17 protein-coding genes and 3 tRNA genes are annotated in these 20828 nt (G+C 51.1%); 4 read left to right on the top strand and 16 right to left on the bottom strand.

All coding sequences use genetic code 11. From position 1 onward, the window contains the following. Positions 1-22 precede the first annotated feature (22 nt). From nsrR to nnr, 12 genes are all read right to left on the bottom strand, one after another. Entirely contained in the window at positions 23-448 is a 426-nt protein-coding gene (gene nsrR / locus EDF88_RS18210; protein WP_034461180.1) for a nitric oxide-sensing transcriptional repressor NsrR, read from the bottom strand. A gap of 285 nt (positions 449-733) precedes the next feature. Beyond that, positions 734-2032 carry an adenylosuccinate synthase gene (locus EDF88_RS18205; RefSeq protein ID WP_034492792.1) on the bottom strand — a complete coding sequence of 433 codons (1299 nt, stop codon included), beginning with the start codon at positions 2030-2032 and terminating at the stop codon, positions 734-736. Between the two features lie 102 nt (positions 2033-2134). Continuing rightward, entirely contained in the window at positions 2135-2332 is a 198-nt protein-coding gene (locus EDF88_RS18200) for a DUF2065 domain-containing protein (RefSeq protein ID WP_034461177.1), read from the bottom strand. Positions 2333-2398: 66 nt separating this feature from the next. Continuing rightward, on the bottom strand, positions 2399-3403 hold the full coding sequence (hflC, locus tag EDF88_RS18195) for a protease modulator HflC (protein WP_034461175.1): 1005 nt from the start codon (positions 3401-3403) through the stop codon (positions 2399-2401). Positions 3404-3405: 2 nt separating this feature from the next. Next, positions 3406-4668: an FtsH protease activity modulator HflK gene (gene hflK, locus EDF88_RS18190; RefSeq protein ID WP_134186262.1), complete on the bottom strand. Its 1263-nt coding sequence runs from the start codon at positions 4666-4668 to the stop codon at positions 3406-3408. A gap of 74 nt (positions 4669-4742) precedes the next feature. Further along, positions 4743-6023, bottom strand: a complete 1281-nt coding sequence (hflX, locus tag EDF88_RS18185; RefSeq protein WP_064515691.1) for a ribosome rescue GTPase HflX — start codon at positions 6021-6023, stop codon at positions 4743-4745. Positions 6024-6099: 76 nt separating this feature from the next. Beyond that, complete coding sequence (hfq, locus tag EDF88_RS18180) at positions 6100-6408, bottom strand: RNA chaperone Hfq (protein WP_034461169.1); 309 nt, start codon at positions 6406-6408, stop codon at positions 6100-6102. 102 nt (positions 6409-6510) lie between these two features. Next, a complete protein-coding gene (miaA, locus tag EDF88_RS18175; protein ID WP_064515687.1) occupies positions 6511-7458 on the bottom strand; it encodes a tRNA (adenosine(37)-N6)-dimethylallyltransferase MiaA in 948 nt (315 codons plus the stop codon). Further along, the gene (mutL, locus tag EDF88_RS18170) at positions 7451-9337 is read right to left on the bottom strand and encodes a DNA mismatch repair endonuclease MutL (RefSeq protein ID WP_134186260.1); all 1887 of its coding nucleotides are present in this window, start codon (positions 9335-9337) and stop codon (positions 7451-7453) included. Before mutL ends, miaA begins: the two co-directional genes overlap by 8 nt. A gap of 9 nt (positions 9338-9346) precedes the next feature. Then, the gene (gene amiB, locus EDF88_RS18165) at positions 9347-10678 is read right to left on the bottom strand and encodes an N-acetylmuramoyl-L-alanine amidase AmiB (RefSeq protein WP_134186258.1); all 1332 of its coding nucleotides are present in this window, start codon (positions 10676-10678) and stop codon (positions 9347-9349) included. Positions 10679-10694: 16 nt separating this feature from the next. Continuing rightward, entirely contained in the window at positions 10695-11153 is a 459-nt protein-coding gene (tsaE, locus tag EDF88_RS18160) for a tRNA (adenosine(37)-N6)-threonylcarbamoyltransferase complex ATPase subunit type 1 TsaE (protein ID WP_134186256.1), read from the bottom strand. Next, a complete protein-coding gene (nnr, locus tag EDF88_RS18155; RefSeq protein WP_134186254.1) occupies positions 11146-12672 on the bottom strand; it encodes a bifunctional ADP-dependent NAD(P)H-hydrate dehydratase/NAD(P)H-hydrate epimerase in 1527 nt (508 codons plus the stop codon). The genes tsaE and nnr overlap by 8 nt, the downstream gene beginning before the upstream one ends. Between nnr and queG the strand changes: the two genes are divergently transcribed. Further along, positions 12671-13810: a tRNA epoxyqueuosine(34) reductase QueG gene (gene queG, locus EDF88_RS18150; protein ID WP_134186252.1), complete on the top strand. Its 1140-nt coding sequence runs from the start codon at positions 12671-12673 to the stop codon at positions 13808-13810. The two genes, nnr and queG, sit on opposite strands and share 2 nt — an antisense overlap. A gap of 270 nt (positions 13811-14080) precedes the next feature. On the opposite strand, the gene EDF88_RS18145 is transcribed toward queG, so the two are convergent. From EDF88_RS18145 to orn, 4 genes are all read right to left on the bottom strand, one after another. Beyond that, a tRNA-Gly gene (locus tag EDF88_RS18145) sits at positions 14081-14156 on the bottom strand. A gap of 37 nt (positions 14157-14193) precedes the next feature. Beyond that, a tRNA-Gly gene (locus tag EDF88_RS18140) sits at positions 14194-14269 on the bottom strand. Positions 14270-14336: 67 nt separating this feature from the next. Beyond that, positions 14337-14412 (bottom strand) — tRNA-Gly (locus EDF88_RS18135). Positions 14413-14627: 215 nt separating this feature from the next. Beyond that, on the bottom strand, positions 14628-15173 hold the full coding sequence (gene orn, locus EDF88_RS18130; protein WP_034461152.1) for an oligoribonuclease: 546 nt from the start codon (positions 15171-15173) through the stop codon (positions 14628-14630). A gap of 113 nt (positions 15174-15286) precedes the next feature. On the opposite strand from orn, the gene rsgA reads away from it, so the two are divergent. The 3 genes from rsgA (at position 15287) to mscM (ending at position 20786) form a co-directional block, all read left to right on the top strand. Continuing rightward, complete coding sequence (rsgA, locus tag EDF88_RS18125; RefSeq protein WP_064515645.1) at positions 15287-16342, top strand: small ribosomal subunit biogenesis GTPase RsgA; 1056 nt, start codon at positions 15287-15289, stop codon at positions 16340-16342. Between the two features lie 79 nt (positions 16343-16421). After that, positions 16422-17387, top strand: coding sequence for an archaetidylserine decarboxylase (asd, locus tag EDF88_RS18120; protein WP_134186250.1), 966 nt, complete (start codon positions 16422-16424; stop codon positions 17385-17387). Between the two features lie 60 nt (positions 17388-17447). Continuing rightward, a complete protein-coding gene (gene mscM / locus EDF88_RS18115) occupies positions 17448-20786 on the top strand; it encodes a miniconductance mechanosensitive channel MscM (protein WP_134186248.1) in 3339 nt (1112 codons plus the stop codon). Positions 20787-20828: the final 42 nt, after the last annotated feature.

Raw genomic sequence — 20828 nt, 5'->3', positions numbered from 1 at the left:
CATTTGCTGAGGAAATCGTGATTTATTCCACCAGCAATAATTTGTAGAGCGGTTGGTTTTGGTCCACCAAATCGGCCAGCGTGTGCTTATCCAGCTCTGTTAGAAAGCTTTGCACCGCCTGAGCCAGTGCCTGTTTGAGGCGACATGCGGGGGTAATATGACAAAACTCACTGCTACAGTTCACCAAAGATAGCGGTTCCAGCTCGCGCACCACATCACCCACACGAATTGTTTGCGCAGGTTTGCCGAGGCGAATACCACCGTTTTTGCCGCGCACTGCCGTCACATAGCCCGCGCGACTGAGTTGATTGATGATTTTCACCATGTGGTTACGTGATACTCCGTACACTTCTGTTACCTCAGAAATGCTCGTCATTTTGCCTTCCGGCAAAGACGCCATATAAATCAAAGCACGTAAACCGTAATCAGTAAAACTCGTTAACTGCACATCAACCTCTAGGGTGGGAGGGGAAACGCTTAATAGCTGTAAATACTATACCCTAAATAATTCGGGTTGCAGCCAGGCGGCCAGCTCAAGAATCCCCGGGAGCTTACTTAAGTAAGTGGCTGGGGTGAGTGAGTGCAGCCAACGCCGCTGCAACGTGAAGTATGACGGGTATAGATTGATGATAAACCAGCCATAAGGTTGCCAGCTAATTTATTTAATAGGGGAAGGTAGATAAAACGGCAGGATAAAACAGTTGGGGTGCGCTAAGCACACCCCATCACATCATTATGCGTCGAACGGATCGCGCAGAATCATGGTTTCAGAACGGTCTGGACCGGTAGAAATAATGTCTACTGGTACTTCAGTCAATTCTTCAATGCGCTTGATGTAGTCCAGCGCTGCTTGCGGCAAACCACTACGCTCTTTCACACCGAAGGTCGTTTCGGACCAGCCTGGCATGGTTTCGTAGATTGGCTCGATTCCTTCCCAATCGTCAGCAGCCATTGGAGTGGTAGTCACTTCACGGCCATCTGGCAGACGGTAGCCTACGCACAGTTTAACTTCTTTCAAGCCGTCCAGAACGTCCAGCTTGGTCAGGCAGAAACCTGACAGGGAGTTAATCTGCACTGCACGACGCACAGCAACGATATCCAACCAACCTGTACGACGACGACGACCAGTGGTCGCACCGAACTCGTTACCTTGTTTGCACAGGAACTCGCCGATATCATCAAACAGTTCAGTTGGGAACGGACCTGCGCCAACGCGAGTAGAGTACGCTTTGATAATACCCAGAACGTAATCAACATAACGTGGACCAATGCCGGAACCTGTTGCCACGCCACCCGCGGTGGTGTTGGAAGAGGTCACGTACGGATAGGTACCGTGATCGATGTCCAGCAGTGTGCCTTGAGCACCTTCGAACATGATGAAGTCGCCGCGCTTACGTGCCTGATCCAGCAGATCGGACACGTCAACTACCATGCTGGTCAGAATGTCAGCAACTGCCATGACATCGTCCAGAACTTTCTGGTAATCAACCGCTTCAACTTTATAGAAGTTAACCAGCTGGAAGTTATGGTATTCCAGAACTTCTTTCAGTTTGTCTGCAAAGGTGGCTTTGTCGAACAAGTCGCCAACGCGCAGGCCACGACGGGCCACTTTGTCTTCATATGCAGGACCGATACCACGACCGGTAGTACCGATAGCTTTCGCACCACGAGCTTTCTCACGAGCCACATCCAGCGCAACGTGATAATCAAGGATCAGTGGACATGCTTCAGATAACAGCAGGCGCTCACGTACCGGAATCCCACGGTCTTCCAGTTCTTTCATCTCTTTCATCAGTGCAGCAGGAGACAGCACAACGCCATTACCGATGATGCTGGTAACGTTATCACGCAGAATACCTGATGGAATAAGATGAAGAACGGTTTTTTCACCGTTGATTACGAGAGTATGGCCTGCGTTGTGACCGCCCTGGTAGCGCACAACATATTTAGCCCGTTCAGTCAGAAGATCTACGATCTTTCCTTTACCTTCGTCACCCCATTGGGTGCCCAGTACGACGACGTTGTTACCCATTTTTCAAAATCACCGTTTGCTTAAAAAAGGATTCTACCATCGGTTTCCCCGATGATCAGCCCTTTTAGTATACAAAATGGTAATCAGCCACCTCAACGTGACTTAACCGCCGCTTCGACTCAACATGTAGTAGACAACGACACCTGCAACCACTAGTCCGCCGCCAAAACGACGCAGCGTGTTATCGGGTAATTGGATTAAAGCGGCTATCATACGACGCCACATACGCGGATAAAGCATCGGTCCGAGTCCTTCGAGCACTAAAACCAGTGCTAATGCCATCCAGATTGTCGAATTCATAATTTCCTCTAGCACCCATAAAAAAAGAGCCGGTCAGACCGGCTCTTGATAAAACGCTTGCGAATATTAACGTGAACTGTTCGCTGGTGTTTTCATATAGCGGAAGAAATCGCTATCTGGGCTTAACACCATAACGTCCTGACCAGAATTGAAGCTCGCCTCGTAAGCACGCAGGCTACGAATGAAGGCATAGAAATCTGGATCCTGGCTGAATGCGTCAGCAAACAGTTTGGCAGCTTCTGCATCACCTTCACCACGGCTGATTCGGCCCATACGCTCGGCTTCTGCCAGAGTACGAGTCACTTCGTAGTCGGCGGTAGCACGCAGCTTCTCAGCTTCTTCCTGACCTTGTGAACGGTGGCGACGAGCAACCGCTTCACGCTCTGCGCGCATACGGTTGTAGATAGCCTCAGACACTTCAGCTGGCAGGTTGATCTGCTTGATACGCACATCGACCACTTCAATACCCAGCGCTGCCATACTGTTCGGGTTAACCACTGGCACTTTACCTTTGGTTTCCGCCGTTACACGCGCCGCTGCTGATGCAATCGCATCATCCGCCGCAGGTGTTGACACTTCATCGTCAGTACCTGCAGAACCTGAGTTCAGCGCATCACGAACGTCCAGAGTCAGACGACCGCGAGAATCGGTCACGATGTCTTTCACATCAAGACGACCAATTTCAGAACGCAGACGGTCACTGAACTTACGTTTTAACAGCACTTCAGCTTGAGAAACGTCACCACCACCGGTTGCCAGGTAGTAGCGGCTGAAATCACTGATACGCCATTTGATATAGGAATCAACGATCAGGTCTTTCTTCTCTTTGGTTACAAAGCGATCGGCCTGGTTGTCCATCGTCTGAATACGTGCATCAAGGGTTTTAACCGACTCGATAAACGGTACTTTGAAATGCAGACCTGGCTCGTAGACCACCGGCTTGTTTTCGTCATCACGCAACACTTTACCGAAGCGTAACGTAATTCCGCGCTCACCTTCCTGTACCACGAAGACCGAGGTAAACAGCACTACCAGCACGATGATAATTAAAGCAATGACTGACTTACGCATCGTTATTCACTCCCTACGCGCTGGTTATCAGTGCGCTGTGCGTCGGCACGGCGCTGATCCATGATATCGCCCCGGCTTGACGAGGACGGTGTGCTGGCGCTGCCGCTGCTTGAGCTGGATGCAGGTGGCAGACGCAACAAGCTGTTCGCACCACTAGTATCGCTCTTCGCCGCAGGCTGTGAACCACCTTTAAGCATCTGATCCAGAGGAAGAACCATCAGGTTGCCGCCTTTGTCGTTAACCAGAACTTTACGGGTATGGCTAAGCACTTTTTCCATGGTTTCGATATACAGACGCTCACGGGTAATTTCCGGCGCAGCCTTGTATTCCGGCAACAATCTGGCAAAGCGAGCAACCTCACCCTGAGCTTCTAACACAGTCTGTGTTTTATAAGCGCGAGCTTCTTCAAGAATACGCTGCGCCTGACCGTTAGCACGCGGCTGAACTTCGTTGGTATAGGCTTCTGCTTCACGGATGTATTGCTGTTCGTTTTCACGCGCAGAAATCGCATCATCAAATGCAGCCTTCACCTCTTCCGGCGGACGAGCAGCCTGGAAGTTGACGTCCAGCAGGGTAATACCCATGTTGTACGGGCGAATGGTTTCTTCCAGCTCGCGCTGAGTATCGTTACGAATAATGGTACGACCCTCGGTGAGGATCTTATCCATGGTGTATTTACCAATAACACCACGCAATGCGCTGTCGGTTGCCTGACGCAGGCTATCGTCTGCGCTGGTTACGCTAAACAGATAACGACGCGGATCGGTAACACGGTACTGGACGTTCATTTCGACGCGAACGACGTTCTCATCGGAAGTCAGCATCACACCGGAAGCCGCCAATTCGCGAACCGCTTCAACGTTTACCGCTCTGACACTATCAATGAATGTCGGTTTCCAGTTCAAACCCGGCTCAACCAAATGGCTGAATTGACCAAAACGAGTCACAACACCACGTTCAGCTTCTTTAATGGTATAGAACCCAGTCGCTGCCCAAATAACAACAGCCACGGCAGCAACGATGCCAACCATGCGGCCACCAATATGAGGACGTGGAAGCTGCGAAGAACCACCACCAGAACCGGAGCCGCCGCCTTTACCGCCGCCCAGACCACCAAGTTTCTTACTTAATTTTCGGAAGATATCATCCAGATCAGGTGGCCCCTGATCCCGCCCTCCTTTGTTACCCCCAGAGTCGCCGCCAGGTTTGCTGCTTCCCCACGGGTCGCGGTCCTGTCCGTTATTACCGGGCTGATTCCACGCCATGTTTATGCTCCATATTTGTTGTGCGGTGATATCCCCCGAAGGGGAAAAAGTCTTCAGGACATTCCCTTGACTTGCTAGACGATGTAGTCAGCGAGTGCCGGTTCTTGTTTACAGAGGCGACGCCAGTCAACAATAGGCATACGAATTTGTAAGCCAACACTGCCGTCTTCCTCCATCCACTCTTTTTCTATTGCCTGAAGCTGATAAAACCGGCTCCGCAGTCGGCCTGCCTGGGGGGGTAAGCACAACGTATGCTGTGCAATTTCACCAGATAAACGCTCTGTCAAAGCCTGGAAAAGCAGTGGAACACCGTCTCCGGTCTGGGCAGAAAGCCAGACCCGAATCGGCATATTTTCCTCATCTCTGTCGATACGTGGGACGAAATCATCCAACATATCTATTTTATTCATCACCAGGAGCGTTGGAATTTCATCAGCCTCAATCTCTTCGAGAACGGTATCTACCGCGGCAATGTTTTCCTCAATCCTGAGGTCGCTTGCATCAATGACATGTAATAACAGTGTCGCCTGGCGAGTTTCCTGCAAGGTTGCCTTAAACGCCGCCACTAAATCGTGTGGCAGGTGACGAATAAAACCTACTGTATCTGCCAGTATGGTTTCACCAACATCCGTAACGTTAATGCGACGTAATGTTGGATCAAGTGTGGCAAACAACTTATCTGCAGCATAAACGCCAGCTGCAGTTATCTGATTAAACAGGGTAGATTTGCCAGCGTTGGTGTAGCCCACCAGAGAGACGGTTGGGATATCAGCCTTGGCACGCGATCTTCGACCTTGTTCACGCTGTTTTTCGACTCGTTCTAAGCGACCAAGAATCTGCATAATCCGGTTGCGCAGTAAACGGCGGTCGGTTTCGAGCTGAGTTTCCCCAGGGCCTCGTGAACCTATCCCCCCTCCCTGACGCTCAAGGTGGGTCCAGCCGCGCACAAGACGAGTTGCCATGTGACGTAACTGAGCCAGTTCAACCTGCAACTTACCTTCATGGGTACGTGCACGTTGAGCAAAAATATCTAAAATCAGGCCGGTTCTGTCGACGACGCGACATTCACACAGCGCTTCGAGGTTACGCTCCTGAGCAGGAGACAACGCATGATCAAATAAAATGACCGATGCCCCAGTGGCTTTCACTGCATCGGCAATCTCAATTGCCTTACCTTCACCAACAAAATACTTCGGGTGAGGAGCTTTGCGGCTACCAGTAACCACCTGTAACGCTTCGACACCAGCTGAAGAGACCAGAGATTCAAACTCCTCCAGATCTTCTTTGTTTTTGTCTTGCGTAAAATAGATGTGTACTAGTACCGCATGCTCACCGGCATCATAACGGTCAAACAAGCGTATAACCTCTCAAAAAGACCAGCGGGGAACCCATCATCCCTGGTTCCCCGGCTTGGAAAAACAACGTTATGCCTTATTCAGCGTCTTCGTTGTCTTGTTGTGGCGCAGAACCTTGCGCGCTGCCGCCATGGTGATAGCTGCCAGAACCGCTAGTACCGGTGTTATTACTGTGATGAGATACCGGACGTGACGGAACAACAGTTGAAATCGCGTGCTTATAGACCATCTGGCTGACCGTGTTTTTCAACAGGATCACAAACTGATCAAAAGACTCAATCTGCCCTTGCAGCTTAATACCATTCACCAAATAAATAGAAACTGGAACACGTTCGCGACGCAGTGCGTTCAAGAACGGATCTTGTAATGATTGCCCCTTAGCCATTCTATCTTTTCCTTATATGCTTGTTGTTTGTAACTCAAGAACCCTGAGGCTCTGAAAAACTGCGTAAGATACTGCGCACCATAACGATTCAATTGTACACATTCATTGGTGCTTCGCACTAACAACCTGTACTACATCGTTATAAGATTGAGACGGATTCTCACTGTCTAACCAGTGAACACCTTCCCAACCTCTTAACCAGGTCATCTGGCGCTTAGCCAATTGTCTCGTCGCGCAAATACCACGATAAACCATTTCATCATGTGGAATTTCACCGGCCAGATAAGACCACATCTGCCGGTAACCCACACAACGAATGGAAGGCATATCCGTATGCAAATCACCACGGGCAAAAAGAGCCCGTACTTCAGCTTCAAATCCAGAAGCTAACATCTGATGAAAACGCTGCTCAATTCGTTGATGGAGCAGTTCACGGCTCGCCGGGGCGATGGCGAACTGATGCACCTGGTAAGGCAGAGCTTCTCCTGACGTTTTCGTCAGTTCCGTTAAAGTTTTACCCGAAATGAAAAAAACTTCCAGTGCGCGGGAAAGCCTTTGTGGATCATTTGGATGAATACGTGCAGCGGCGACAGGATCAACCTGTGCTAACTCACGATGCAACGCCTCCCATCCTTGCTCTGCAGCCTGTTTTTCTATCCGATCCCGAACTTCTGGATCGGCAGATGGCAACGGTGACAAACCTTCTAACAATGCCTTGAAGTAGAGCATCGTTCCCCCAACTAACAAGGGGATACGCCCGGCTGCGGTAATATCTGCCATTTCAGCTAACGCATCGCGCCGGAAATCTGCGGCGGAATAAGCCTGTGCAGGGTCGAGAATATCAAGTAACCGGTGCGGGGCCTGGGCAAGTTCTTCCACCGTGGGCTTTGCTGTACCGATGTCCATCCCTTGATAGATAAGGGCCGAATCGACGCTTATCAACTCTACCGGCAACGTTTTACGCAAATTAATCGCGAGCGCCGTCTTACCAGAGGCCGTTGGCCCCATTAAAAAAATTGCCTGTGGCAGGTTTTGCTTAACTTCAGTCATGTTTCAGGGCGTTCATCGCCAATTGTAAATCAACAGGTTGTAACAAACCGCCAGGTGGTGATTTCACCAGCTGCGGACAAAGGCGCTCTACATCAGCCAGCAAGGCAATTGCCTGTGCCAGATTCCATTGTTCATGAAAGCCCTCCATTTGACGAGCAAACCATTGAGCAATCTGTGTTGCGTTAACCTCTGTCTGTTGCGCCAAGTATCCTGGCAGTTCGTGAATCAAGATTTGTAAATTTTGTTTACGTAAAGGTAAAGGTACGGTGCGAATTGTTATCTGACGCGACTCTGCGACAAATTCGATACCCATTTCCAATAAAAGCGACTGATATTTAACCAGAACGTCCTGTTCTTCTTTCGTCACTTTCAGGCGTACAGGGATCAGCAATGGTTGCGCCCGCGCACCTTCACTACCTGGTACTAACTGCGCCATTTTCAACCAGCGTTCAGCCACGGTTAATGAAAGCAGCATAATTTTGCCGTCGCGTTCCAGCAATGCCATGTCTGGTGCAAGCACCGTCAGTACACGGCCAAAACTTTGTGCATGGGCGTCTAATACTTCGTTGGTTTCAGGTTCAGCTGCACGATTTTTTGGCGTTGGGGAAGCTTGCGTATTCAGAAGCTCGCGATACAGCGCCCCTTCTTTCTTCTGGAAACCTGGTGCTGCATGAGGCCATAAAGGTATGTTTTTGCTGGCACCGCCGCTGCTATATTCACCACCATTTGGCGAAGAACTGCGAGGCGATGATTCGCGAACAGCAGAAGAAGTGGGTGCAGGTGTTGAAAACTGGTTACGTCCAGATGCAACGCGATTTTCCGGCTGCCAACTCTGTTGCGGTTCTTCGTTTGTTTCTTCTAGTGGCAAACGGTTTTCTGTCTGCTGTTGCAGCACGCTCAACACGCCCTGATAGATAAAGTCATGCACCAGACGCGATTGATGGAACCGCACTTCGTGTTTGGCCGGATGCACATTCACATCCACCTGATGCGGATCGATCTCCAGATAGAGCACAAATGCCGGTTGCTGATCGGCTCCGAGCTTATCTTCACAGGCCTGGCGAATGGCGTGATTTATCAAGCGGTCACGCATCATGCGGCCATTGACGTAACAATATTGAATCTCTGCGAGTGCAGAAGTCGTCGCACTTGGTTCAGCCACCCACCCACGTAAAGCAAGATCGCCGTGCTGCCATTCAATGGACAGAGCTTGTTCGAGGAACTGCGTGCCACAAATCGCACCCAGACGACGTTCACGAGGCGCGCCTTCTGCGACCGCACGATATTGACGAATGACTTTGCCGTTATGCGTCAAATTAATCGACACATCAAAGCGTGCCAGCGCTATACGCCTGACAATCTCATCAATATGGTTGAATTCGGTTTTTTCAGTGCGCATGAATTTGCGCCGGGCAGGTGTGTTGTAAAACAGATCCAACACTTCAAGCGTGGTTCCGACTGGATGCGCTGCGGGCTTCACCGTCACATCTTGTTCACGGCCTTCGGCATAGGCCTGCCACGCCTCGCTTTGATCGACGGTACGTGACGTTAACGTCAGACGGGCAACCGAGCTAATACTGGCTAACGCTTCGCCACGAAAACCAAGGCTGATAATCGCTTCAAGGTCATCAAGTGAAGCAATTTTACTGGTGGCATGGCGGGCCAACGCAAGCGCCAGCTCGTCTTTTTTGATACCACAACCGTTGTCGCGGATACGAATGAGCTTGGCCCCACCGCGTTCGATATCAATATCAATACGAGTAGCGCCAGCATCCAGACTGTTCTCAACCAGCTCCTTCACCACCGATGCGGGGCGCTCTACCACTTCGCCAGCAGCAATCTGGTTGGCAAGTTGCGGCGGCAGAACCTGAATCGGCATGAAATTTCCTTATTGAGTAATCGCGACCTGATCGAGACCCGCACCTTGCGAACGTGCGGTTTGCCCCGGGGCAGGTGCTGATTGTAACGGATGCGTCTGGAAATAGTCCCTCAAACCTTGATAAATGGCTTGGGCAATTTTTTGCTGATAATCATCGCTATCAAGCAGGCGCTCTTCCGAGTTGTTACTGATAAACCCGGTTTCCACTAGCACTGAAGGGATATCTGGTGAGCGTAATACTCCAAGGCTTGCATGCTCAGGGCGACGCTTGTGTAACGCGCCGACACGTTGCATTTGAGCCAGCACTTTTGTCGCCACATCATACCCGACACGCTGGGAATGGCCGAATTGCAAATCCAGTACCGCCTGGCTCAGATACGGGTCAGCCTGGCTATTGGCCAGTACATCACCTGCACCACCCAGCAACTCGGATTGTTTCTCGTGCTGTTCGAGCCAGCCCGCCATTTCGCTATTTGCACGGCGGTTTGACAGCACCCAGACAGATGCTCCCGTCGCGTCGCGGTTTGGTGCAGCATCGGCATGAATAGAAACCAGAATATTGGCGTTCTGTTTACGCGCCACATCCGAGCGCCCCATCACCGAAATGAAATAGTCGCCATCACGGGTCAGCACGCCTTTAAACATCGGGTCGTCATTGAGCAAGGAACGTAGTTTACGGGCAATAGAAATAGTGACGTTTTTCTCTTTCGTCCCACCCGGACCAATCGCACCCGGGTCTTGTCCACCATGTCCAGCATCAATCGCCACAACCACGGTATCAGACTGAGTAGTGGTGCGTTGAGTTCGCGCAGGATGCATCGCCGTATTCGAACTGACTGCGCCAGTAACGGTTTGCGGGTTAAACGGATTTTTTGCCGGGTCTGTCGGGCGGGTAACTGGCGGGGCTTCCACTTGTTTGGCAACAACCGGTGGTGGTGGAGGCGGCGGTGGCACATCGGCGTTAATGGTAAACACGACCGTGTAATTAGAACCATTTTGCTGTTTCACCGCGCGAGTTTTGCCAGGCTCAGTGAGATCAACCACCAGGCGTAAGGAATCGCTATCTTTCGGTTGCCCTGAACGAATGCTTTTCACCAGGTTATTTCCACTGAACAACAGAGGTAAACCTCGAATCACACCCGTTTGTTTAATATCCAGGGCTACGCTTTTTTTATCATCCTGAGAGAATGCATATTCAGGGTCACCAATAAAACTAAAGGTGATTCGCGCCTGAGAATCACCATTTGATACCTGAATATCCGCTAAACTCGCGGCACCCGACTGTGCCGTAAGCAACAGTAAGCACGCCGCCATCAACCAACTTTTCACGCGAAAGATCATCCCGTCGTCCTTGTTATTAGGCAAACCGCGCCAGTAACGACTCACCAGATGAGGAAACTGCTTTCAGGCACGCCTCGCGCCCTTCGGCCTGGTAACTTAGGTGTATTTCGACATCCGGTTCCGGCAGCACACCCTGGCCTTTTTGCGGCCATTCCACCAGACTAATTGCGTCATTGGTAAAATAGTCACGAATTCCCATAAATTCGAGTTCTTCTGGATCAGCAAGGCGATAGAGATCAAAGTGATACACCATCAAATTGCCAAGTTCATATGGTTCAACCAACGTGTAAGTTGGGCTCTTAACATTGCCTTTGTGGCCCAACGCTTGCACAAAACCACGGCTGAATGTCGTCTTGCCCGCACCCAGGTCACCATACAGATGAATCACGGTGGCACCGATACAGGCTTTTGCCAGACGCGCACCCAATTCTAAGGTCGCAGTTTCATCAGGTAATGCGATAACTCGATTAATCATTTTCTTTGCTATTCAAATCCGGGTTAACAAAAGGGTACATCGTCGAGAATAAGTCGCTTGCTAACATACCGCGTGTACCGAAGCGCTGAGCCAAGACATCAGCAGCAGCGCCATGTACAACACATCCAGCACATGCCGCATCATACGGGGTTAACTTCTGTGCCAGCAATGCTCCGATGATCCCGGATAGCACATCCCCCATACCGCCACTCCCCATCCCGGCATTTCCCACATCAATGAGTGAGCATTCGCCGTTTTGACTGGCAACAACCGTACCGGCACCTTTTAAGACCACAATTCCGCCATAACGTTTTACAAGACGGTCTGCGGAAAGTAAGCGGTCACTCTCAATTTGTGATACTGCGCAATTTAACAGCCGGGCGGCTTCGCCAGGATGCGGCGTAATGACGCGATTCTGACGTTTATCGGGATTGATTGCCAGAAGGTTCAACGCATCTGCATCCCACAGCATCGGTTTACGGCAGTTCTCTACTTTTTCCAGGGCTTTTTTGCCCCATTCATGCATCCCAAGCCCAGGACCAATAACCACCACATCTGCCCATTCGAGACATTCATCAAGTGAATTTGATGTGAGTTCCTGAACCATCAGTTCCGGTCGGGCGGTAATAAGCGGGGCAATGTTTTCTGAACGAGTTAAAACCTTGACCAACCCCGCTCCAGCGCGTAGCGCAGCCTCGCCGGTCATGCGAATCGCTCCGGCAGTACCGTGGTCGCCACCAATGATCACCAGCCGCCCATTAGTCCCTTTATGCGACGTAGGTTTACGCGGAGGCAACCATCCCGCTAGTTGCGCGCTATCTACGCGAGATATCGGTGCAACTTGCCTCTTTAACCAGTCTTCAAGACCCAACGCATTGAAATGCAATTCGCCCACGACATCGCGAGCTTTTCCGGTCAGAAGCCCGGGCTTAAGGGCAATAAAAGTGATGGTGTGAGAAGCGTTGATCACCGCTCCAGGCGTTGCACCGGTTTCTGCAAGCAAGCCGGAAGGGATATCCAGCGCGACGACAGGTGCCGCATGCTGATTGCACTTTTCTATCAGCTGCGCTGCAACATCTCGGGGAGCACTGTTAAGCCCGGTGCCAAGTACGCCGTCAATCACAAGATCGATATCGTCTGCCCAGACATGTTCCGGGGCATGAATCACACCTGCTGCATCCAGCCACGCATCACGCGCGCTGGCCGCTTCTTCAGGCAAAGGCTTGTCACTTTCGAGTGCCAATAACGTGACACGAATACCCGCCGCTTGGGCAAGGCGCGCCACCACATAGCCGTCACCGCCGTTATTGCCATGGCCGCACGCAACCAGCCAGTGTTGGGTTTGCGGATAGACTTCGCGGGCAAGATTAAATCCCGCAGCCCCTGCCCGCTGCATCAATTCGTATAGCGTTAACCCTAGGTAATCTGCCGCGTGTTTCTCAGCGGTGCGCAGCCAGTCTGCGGACCAGACTGAATGTGGTATACTTTTGGCGGTTATTTTTAGGCTCAGGTCCGTCATGTCACAGCCCCTCGATCTCAATCAATTAGCGCAAAATATCAAGCAGTGGGGTATCGAACTCGGCTTCCAGCAAGTGGGAATTACCGATACCGATCTCACCGCCAGTGAACCTGCGCTCCAGATATGGCTGGATAAACAATACCACGGCGAGATGGACTGGATGGCTCGTCATGGCATGATGCGTGCCCGACCACACGAATTGCTCCCCGGCACCTTGCGCGTGATTAGCGTGCGGATGAACTATCTCCCCGCTAACGCAGCCTTTGCTTCAACGCTTAAAAATCCCAAAATTGGTTATATCAGCCGTTACGCCCTTGGGCGCGACTACCACAAACTGCTGCGTAATCGACTCAAGAAACTGGGCGAAATGATCCAGTCTCATTGTTCCACGCTGAATTTTAGACCTTTTGTGGATTCAGCGCCGATTCTTGAGCGACCACTTGCTGATAAAGCCGGGCTCGGCTGGACAGGTAAGCACTCACTAATCCTCAACCAGGAAGCAGGATCGTTCTTTTTCCTCGGCGAACTGTTGGTCGATATTCCGCTGCCAATTGATAAACCTGTCGAGGAAAAGTGTGGGCGCTGCGTGGCCTGTATGACTATCTGCCCGACAGGCGCGATTGTTGAGCCCTACACAGTTGACGCACGCCGCTGCATTTCTTATCTCACTATCGAGCTTGAAGGTGCAATACCGGAAGAGTTCAGGCCGCTTATTGGCAACCGTATTTACGGCTGCGATGACTGCCAGCTGATTTGCCCGTGGAACCGTTTCTCCCAATTGACCACCGAAGAAGACTTTAGCCCGCGCAGCAAATTGCATGCACCGGAACTGGCTGAGTTGTTCACCTGGAGTGAAGACTATTTCCTGCGCGTGACAGAAGGTTCGGCTATTCGTCGAATTGGCCATTTACGTTGGCTGCGAAATATTGCAGTGGCATTGGGAAATGCACCGTGGGATGAGGCGATTCTGGAAACGTTGCAACAACGAAAAGGTGAGCACCCACTTCTTGATGAGCACATTGATTGGGCGATTGCGCAACAATTAATCAAGCGAAGCGAGGAGGCTACAGAAGTCCAACGCCCACAGAAACAGCGTCTGGTTCGTGTGATTGAAAAGGGGTTAAAACGTGATGCGTGACATGTCCACAGGATGTGAATAAAAATTTGAACACCTTGTCCTGCAAACGAAAAAAAAACTGCAAGCGATCCGCTCAACATTCTCAAATATTAAAAAAATGATATTAATCAAATGATTAAAATATTCTTATAAAATTTAAGAAATAATTAGCGATCTAAGTGAATAGACGAAGGCTGTGGATAAGTCTGTTTACAAGATTTTATCGCGAACGTAAAAACCACCACCGACGCTGGTTAGCGTTGTGGATAATTTGTACTGGATATTAGAATTTGGAGCGGGAAACGAGACTCGAACTCGCGACCCCGACCTTGGCAAGGTCGTGCTCTACCAACTGAGCTATTCCCGCTTGGGTGGTGCGTGGCTTATAAAAGCCAATCAAATTTTGGAGCGGGAAACGAGACTCGAACTCGCGACCCCGACCTTGGCAAGGTCGTGCTCTACCAACTGAGCTATTCCCGCATATTCTTCGTCTTTCAAGCTGATGCTTAAAAGCCATCGAATTTGGTGGTACTGCTGTAATCAAATTTGGAGCGGGAAACGAGACTCGAACTCGCGACCCCGACCTTGGCAAGGTCGTGCTCTACCAACTGAGCTATTCCCGCTCTGTGTAACGCTGCAAATTCTGCATCGGTACGGGAGGCGCATTATACGAGAAATCGTTTTAGTCGCAAGCCCTCAAACGATTTTTTTCGCTATTTTTGTTTGAATGCTGATTAATTCGACAAAATGATTATTTTCCCAGCGAATATCAGGAAAATCTCTCGATCCTGCCTTTTTTCGGGTTAGTGAAAAAAACAGGACCGAGGCTAACAACTTCTTATAGCTTGATAAAGTTCTCGCGGTAGAACGCAAGTTCCGCCACTGACTCACGGATATCATCCATCGCCTGATGGGTACCCTGCTTTTTGAAATCAGCCAAAATTTCAGGTTTCCAACGGCGCGCCAGCTCTTTCAGAGTGCTGACATCCAGATAACGATAGTGGAAGTACTCTTCAAGTTCTGGCATGTACTTAAACAGGAAACGACGATCCTGGCCTATGCTGTTACCACAGATTGGAGAACTATTAGCGGGAACCCACTCTTTCAGGAACTCAAGTGTTGCCAGTTCAGCCGCACGGTCGTCCATGGTGCTTGCTTTCACGCGTTCTACCAGCCCGCTGCCAGTATGGGTACGCACATTCCAGTCATCCATCAACGCCAGCTGTTCGTCAGACTGATGAACCGCAATCGTTGGCCCTTCGGCAAGGATATTCAAATTGGCATCGGTAACCAGAGTGGCAATTTCAATTATGCGATCCCGCTCGGGGTCCAGGCCGGTCATTTCTAAATCAATCCAAATCAGATTGTTTTCATTTCCACTCATGCTATTTTCCACCCTTCTTGTGCGTAGCCCACCGTTGTCGATGGGTTAATTCGTATAAAATAGTGTGTATCATAGAGGTTTTGCCCACCACGGGCGACCAGGAGCCAGTAAGATTGAGCAAAAATAAACTCTCCAAAGGACAGCAGCGCCGGGTTTCAGCAAACCACCAGCGTCGGCTTAAACAGACTGTGGAGAAAGCCGATCCTGACGACTCTCAGTTTGGCGAACCGCGCGATGGTCGCGTCATTAGCCGTTTCGGCCAACATGCCGATGTTGAATCACCAGGTGGTGACATTCACCGCTGCAATATTCGCCGCACCATCCGTTCGCTGGTAACCGGCGACAATGTGGTCTGGCGCCCAGCCAAAGAAGCTGCGGCTGGCGTAACCATAAAAGGCATTGTTGATGCGGTGCACGAGCGCACAACCGTCCTGACACGCCCTGATTTCTACGACGGCGTGAAGCCCATTGCCGCCAACATCGACCAAATCATTGTGGTTTCCGCCATTCTGCCCGAGCTGTCATTAAACATTATTGACCGTTATCTGGTGGCGTGCGAAACCCTGGACGTTGAACCACTGTTGGTACTGAATAAAACCGATCTGCTCGACGAAGAAGGCCTGAAATTCGTCAATGAACAGATGGATATCTACCGCAAGATTGGTTACCGCGTGTTGATGGTTTCCAGCCATAAAGTAGAAGGCCTGAAAGAGCTTGAAGAAGCCCTGATCGGCCGCGTCAGTATTTTTGCCGGGCAATCAGGTGTGGGTAAATCGAGCCTGCTCAATAACCTGCTCGGGTTCAAAGAAGTCCAGATTCTGGTGAATGACGTTTCTGACAACTCAGGTTTAGGCCAGCACACCACCACTGCATCCCGTCTGTACCACTTCCCGGGCGGCGGTGATGTTATCGACTCCCCTGGTGTGCGTGAGTTTGGTTTGTGGCACTTAGAGCCGGATCAAGTCACTCATGGGTTTACTGAATTCCACGAATATTTAGGTCGTTGCAAATACCGTGACTGCAGCCACACCAACGATCCAGGCTGCGCGTTGCGCGAAGCCGTTGAGCGTGGGGAAATCGCCGAGACGCGTTTCGAAAATTACCATCGCATACTGGAAAGTATGTCCGAGGTAAAATCGCGTAAAACCTTTTCCGATACTGACCGCTGACAATTAAGCTGGGCATCGCTAAAATCGCGCTCCTTTTTGTGTATGCCCGCTAATATGGGTACTTAGCCAGGAGGCTATCTTGTTAGACAACTTTAAACTTTCGCTCCAGTACATTCTGCCTAAACTATGGCTGACTCGCCTGGCAGGTTGGGGTGCAAGCAAACGAGCTGGCTGGTTGACCAAACTGGTTATCGACCTGTTCGTTAAATACTACAAAGTCGACATGAAGGAAGCTCAGAAGCCGGATACCGCCAGCTATCGCACCTTCAATGAATTCTTCGTGCGCCCACTGCGTGACGATGTCCGTCCAATCAATACCGACCCAAATGTGTTGGTGATGCCAGCAGACGGCGTAGTTAGCCAGTTGGGCCCGATTGAAGAAGACAAAATCTTGCAGGCAAAAGGCCATAACTACAGCCTCGAAGCCTTGCTCGCCGGTAACTACTTAATGGCCGATTTGTTCCGTAACGGCAGTTTCGTTACCACTTATCTGTCACCACGTGATTACCATCGTGTACACATGCCGTGTAACGGTATCTTGCGTGAAATGATTTACGTGCCGGGCGACCTGTTCTCCGTAAACCATTTAACCGCGCAAAACGTGCCGAACCTGTTTGCCCGTAACGAACGTGTTATCTGTCTGTTCGATACTGAGTTTGGCCCGATGGCACAAATCCTGGTGGGTGCCACCATTGTTGGCAGCATCGAAACCGTCTGGGCTGGCACTATCACGCCACCGCGTGAAGGCGTAATTAAACGCTGGACGTGGCCTGCGGGTGAAAGCGAAGGCTCCGTTGCGCTGCTGAAAGGCCAGGAGATGGGCCGCTTCAAACTTGGCTCTACGGTCATCAACTTGTTCGCGCCAGGTAAAGTGAACCTTGCTGAACAACTGCAAAGCTTGTCTGTCACCAAAATTGGTGAACCGCTGGCGGTTTCTACCGAGCCTGTGATTGAGCCAGAAATCCCGGTAAGTGAGATTCTGGAAGTCGAAGTTGCGGCTGAACAACAAACCAGCCCGTCTGTGGAAAACAAAACCGAAAGTTAACCTGCTCTCCCCAGCCCTCGTGACACCGCTACGAGGGCTGGTTCACTTAAAGGTACTGACGTGCGCCTGATAATCACACTTCTGATGGCCTGGTGCCTAAGTCTTCCGGCGTATGCCGCCACCGCCCCCGACGCCAAACAAATCTCCCAGGAACTCGAACAAGCTAAGTCTGCAAAAGACAAACCTGGCAGCCCTGAAACCGTGGAAGCACTTCAGACCGCGCTCAACGCGCTTGATGAGCGCAAAGTCTCGCTGGAACGAGCCACGCAATACCAACAAGTTATCGATAACTTCCCCAAACTCTCTGACACCTTGCGTCGGCAGATAAATAACCTGCGCGATGAACCGCCAAAAGTGCCAGAGACCATGAGCACTGATGCGTTAAATCAGGAAATCCTGCAAGTTAGCAGCCAGTTGCTCGATAAGAGCCGCCTTGCGCAGCAAGAGCAGGAACGCACCAGAGAAATCACCGATTCGCTCAGCCAACTGCCTCAACAGCAAACCGATGCGCGCCGCCAGTTAAACGAGGTGGAACGTCGGATGGGTACCCCGCCTGCTAGCAGCACACCGCTAGCGCAGGCACAAAATCTCTCTTTACAGGCTGAATCATCACGTCTGAAAGCCCTGGTCGATGAACTGGAACTGGCACAGTTGTCAGCCAGTAACCGCCAGGAACTCGCGCGTCTACGGGCAGAACTGGCACAAAAGCAGAGCACGCAGCTGGATGCTTATCTCCAGGCATTACGTAATCAGCTGAATAATCAGCGCCAGCGCGAAGCTGAAAAGGCCCTGGAAAGCACAGAGTTGCTAGCTGAAAGCAGCGCCAACCTGCCATCAGGTATCGTTGACCAGTTTAAAAATAACCGTGAATTATCCCAGGCGTTGAATCAACAGGCTCAGCGTATGGATTTAGTGGCCTCTCAGCAACGCCAGGCCTCAAGCCAGACATTGCAAGTGCGTCAGGCACTCAACACGCTGCGCGAACAGTCACAATGGCTTGGCGTGTCGAATGTGTTGGGTGAAGCCTTACGCGCTCAGGTGGCTCGTTTACCTGAAATGCCAAAGCCACAGCAACTGGATACCGAACTTGGCCAGTTGCGTGTACAGCGTCTGCATTATGAAGACCTGATGAACAAGCAGCAGCAATTACGCCAGATTCGTCAGAACGATGGTCAGGAGCTTACCAGTGAGCAAAATCGTATTCTGGAAGCGCAATTGCGCACCCAGCGCGAACTGCTCAATTCCTTGCTGCAAGGTGGCGATAACCTGATTCTCGAGCTAACCAAACTGAAAGTGGCGAATAGCCAACTGGAAGATGCGTTAAAAGAGGTCAACGAAGCAACACACCGCTACCTGTTCTGGACCTCAGATGTCAGCCCGATGGGCATCACCTGGCCGGTGGAGATTGTGCAGGATTTGCGTCGTCTGGTATCGATGGACACATTCAGCCAGCTTGGCAGTGCCACCATCATGATGCTCACCAGCAAGGAAACGCTGCTGCCGCTGTTCGGTGCATTGATACTAGTGGGCTTTAGTGTCAGCTCCCGCCGCCATTTTTCTGCCTTCCTTGAACGATCGAGCGCCAGGGTCGGTAAGGTCACGCAGGATCATTTCAGCTTAACCTTGCGCACCGTGTTCTGGTCGATTCTGGTGGCGTTGCCTCTACCGGTATTATGGGCAACGCTCGGCTACGGGCTACAAGCTGCCTGGCCGTACCCGCTCGCAGTCGCTATCGGTGATGGCGTGACCGCCACGGTGCCATTGCTGTGGGCCGTGATGATTTGCGCCACGTTTGCTCGCCCGAATGGTTTGTTCATCGTGCATTTTGGCTGGCCGCAGCCACGCGTCGCCCGTGCCATGCGCTATTACCTGATGAGCATCGGCATGATTGTACCGCTGATTATGGCATTGATTATGTTCGATAATCTTAATGACCGTGAGTTCTCAGGCTCACTCGGCAGACTGTGTTTCATGTTGATTTGTGGCGCGATGGCCCTGGTGACCTTGAGTCTGAAACGCGCAGGCATTCCGCTGTATCTGGATAAACAAGGTAATAGCGAAAACATCGCTAACACCATTTTGTGGAACCTGCTGCTCGCGGCTCCATTGCTCGCTATTCTGGCAGCGGCAGTGGGTTACCTGGCAACCGCACAGGCCTTGCTGGCGAGGCTTGAAACGTCGGTGGCTATCTGGTTCTTGTTACTGGTGGTTTACCATATCTTCCGTCGCTGGATGCTGATTCAGCGCCGCCGTCTGGCCTTTGACCGCGCCAAACATCGCCGTGCTGAAATCCTGGCCCAGCGTGCACGTGGTGAAGAAGAAGCCGCACATAGCCACAGCAACGAAGGCTCGTCGGAAACCATCGAAGAACCTGAAATCGATCTGGATACCATCAGCGTGCAATCACTGCGCCTGGTGCGTTCGATTCTGATGCTGATTGCGCTGTTGTCGGTCATTGTGTTGTGGTCAGAAATCCATTCTGCATTTGGTTTCCTTGAGAACATCACCCTGTGGGATGTGACCTCAACGGTACAAGGCGTGGAAAGCATTGAGCCGATAACCCTGGGTTCAGTGTTAATTGCCATACTGGTGCTAATTATCACCATGCAACTGGTACGTAACCTCCCTGCACTACTCGAACTTGCGCTCTTACAGCATCTGGATTTGGCACCAGGCACCGGTTACGCCATTACCACCGTCACCAAATATCTGCTGTTACTGGTCGGCACGTTAGTTGGCTTCTCGATGATTGGCATTGAGTGGTCGAAATTGCAGTGGCTGGTTGCAGCCCTCGGTGTTGGTCTGGGTTTTGGTTTGCAGGAGATCTTCGCCAACTTTATTTCCGGCCTGATTATTCTGTTCGAAAAACCGATTCGTATTGGTGACACGGTGACGATTCGCGATCTCACTGGCAGTGTCACCAAGATCAACACCCGTGCTACCACTATTAGCGACTGGGACCGCAAAGAGATAATCGTGCCAAATAAAGCGTTTATCACCGAGCAGTTCATCAACTGGTCGTTGTCGGATTCAGTAACGCGTGTGGTGCTAACTGTTCCAGCCCCGTCTGATGCAAACAGCGAGGAAGTCACGAAGGTGTTGTTGCAGGCAGCCGAGCGCTGTTCGTTGGTCATTGATAACCCACCGCCAGAAGCGTTCCTTGTGGACCTGCAGGCGGGCATTCAAATATTTGAGCTGCGTATCTACGCCGCAGAGATGAACCACCGTATGCCGCTGCGCCACGAAATTCATCAGCTCATTTTGCAAGGCTTCCGTGAACACGGTATCGAGCTGCCATTCCCACCGTTCCAGATGCGTCTGGATAGTCTGGGTGGGCAACGGAGTAGTAAGACGCTGACATCGTCGGGGAAAGCGGGAAGAACGCCGGGGAGTTTGTAATAAAAAGCGGGTGAAGCTAAACGCTTACCCGCTCTATTTTTA

It is taken from the genome of Buttiauxella sp. BIGb0552, assembly GCF_004366275.1.
In the GTDB taxonomy this organism is placed as follows: Bacteria; Pseudomonadota; Gammaproteobacteria; order Enterobacterales; family Enterobacteriaceae; genus Buttiauxella; species Buttiauxella gaviniae.
This window is presented reverse-complemented; position numbering and strand designations above follow the sequence as displayed.

Excerpts from the sequence above, each read along its gene's own strand:
- EDF88_RS18205 (WP_034492792.1), bottom strand. The coding sequence starts at position 2,032 with ATGGGTAACAACGTCGTCGTACTGGGCACCCAATGGGGTGACGAAGGT.
- EDF88_RS18200 (WP_034461177.1), bottom strand. The coding sequence starts at position 2,332 with ATGAATTCGACAATCTGGATGGCATTAGCACTGGTTTTAGTGCTCGAA.
- hflC (WP_034461175.1), bottom strand. The coding sequence starts at position 3,403 with ATGCGTAAGTCAGTCATTGCTTTAATTATCATCGTGCTGGTAGTGCTG.
- hflK (WP_134186262.1), bottom strand. The coding sequence starts at position 4,668 with ATGGCGTGGAATCAGCCCGGTAATAACGGACAGGACCGCGACCCGTGG.
- hfq (WP_034461169.1), bottom strand. The coding sequence starts at position 6,408 with ATGGCTAAGGGGCAATCATTACAAGATCCGTTCTTGAACGCACTGCGT.
- miaA (WP_064515687.1), bottom strand. The coding sequence starts at position 7,458 with ATGACTGAAGTTAAGCAAAACCTGCCACAGGCAATTTTTTTAATGGGG.
- mutL (WP_134186260.1), bottom strand. The coding sequence starts at position 9,337 with ATGCCGATTCAGGTTCTGCCGCCGCAACTTGCCAACCAGATTGCTGCT.
- amiB (WP_134186258.1), bottom strand. The coding sequence starts at position 10,678 with ATGATCTTTCGCGTGAAAAGTTGGTTGATGGCGGCGTGCTTACTGTTG.
- tsaE (WP_134186256.1), bottom strand. The coding sequence starts at position 11,153 with ATGATTAATCGAGTTATCGCATTACCTGATGAAACTGCGACCTTAGAA.
- queG (WP_134186252.1), top strand. The coding sequence starts at position 12,671 with ATGTCACAGCCCCTCGATCTCAATCAATTAGCGCAAAATATCAAGCAG.
- nnr (WP_134186254.1), bottom strand. The coding sequence starts at position 12,672 with ATGACGGACCTGAGCCTAAAAATAACCGCCAAAAGTATACCACATTCA.
- orn (WP_034461152.1), bottom strand. The coding sequence starts at position 15,173 with ATGAGTGGAAATGAAAACAATCTGATTTGGATTGATTTAGAAATGACC.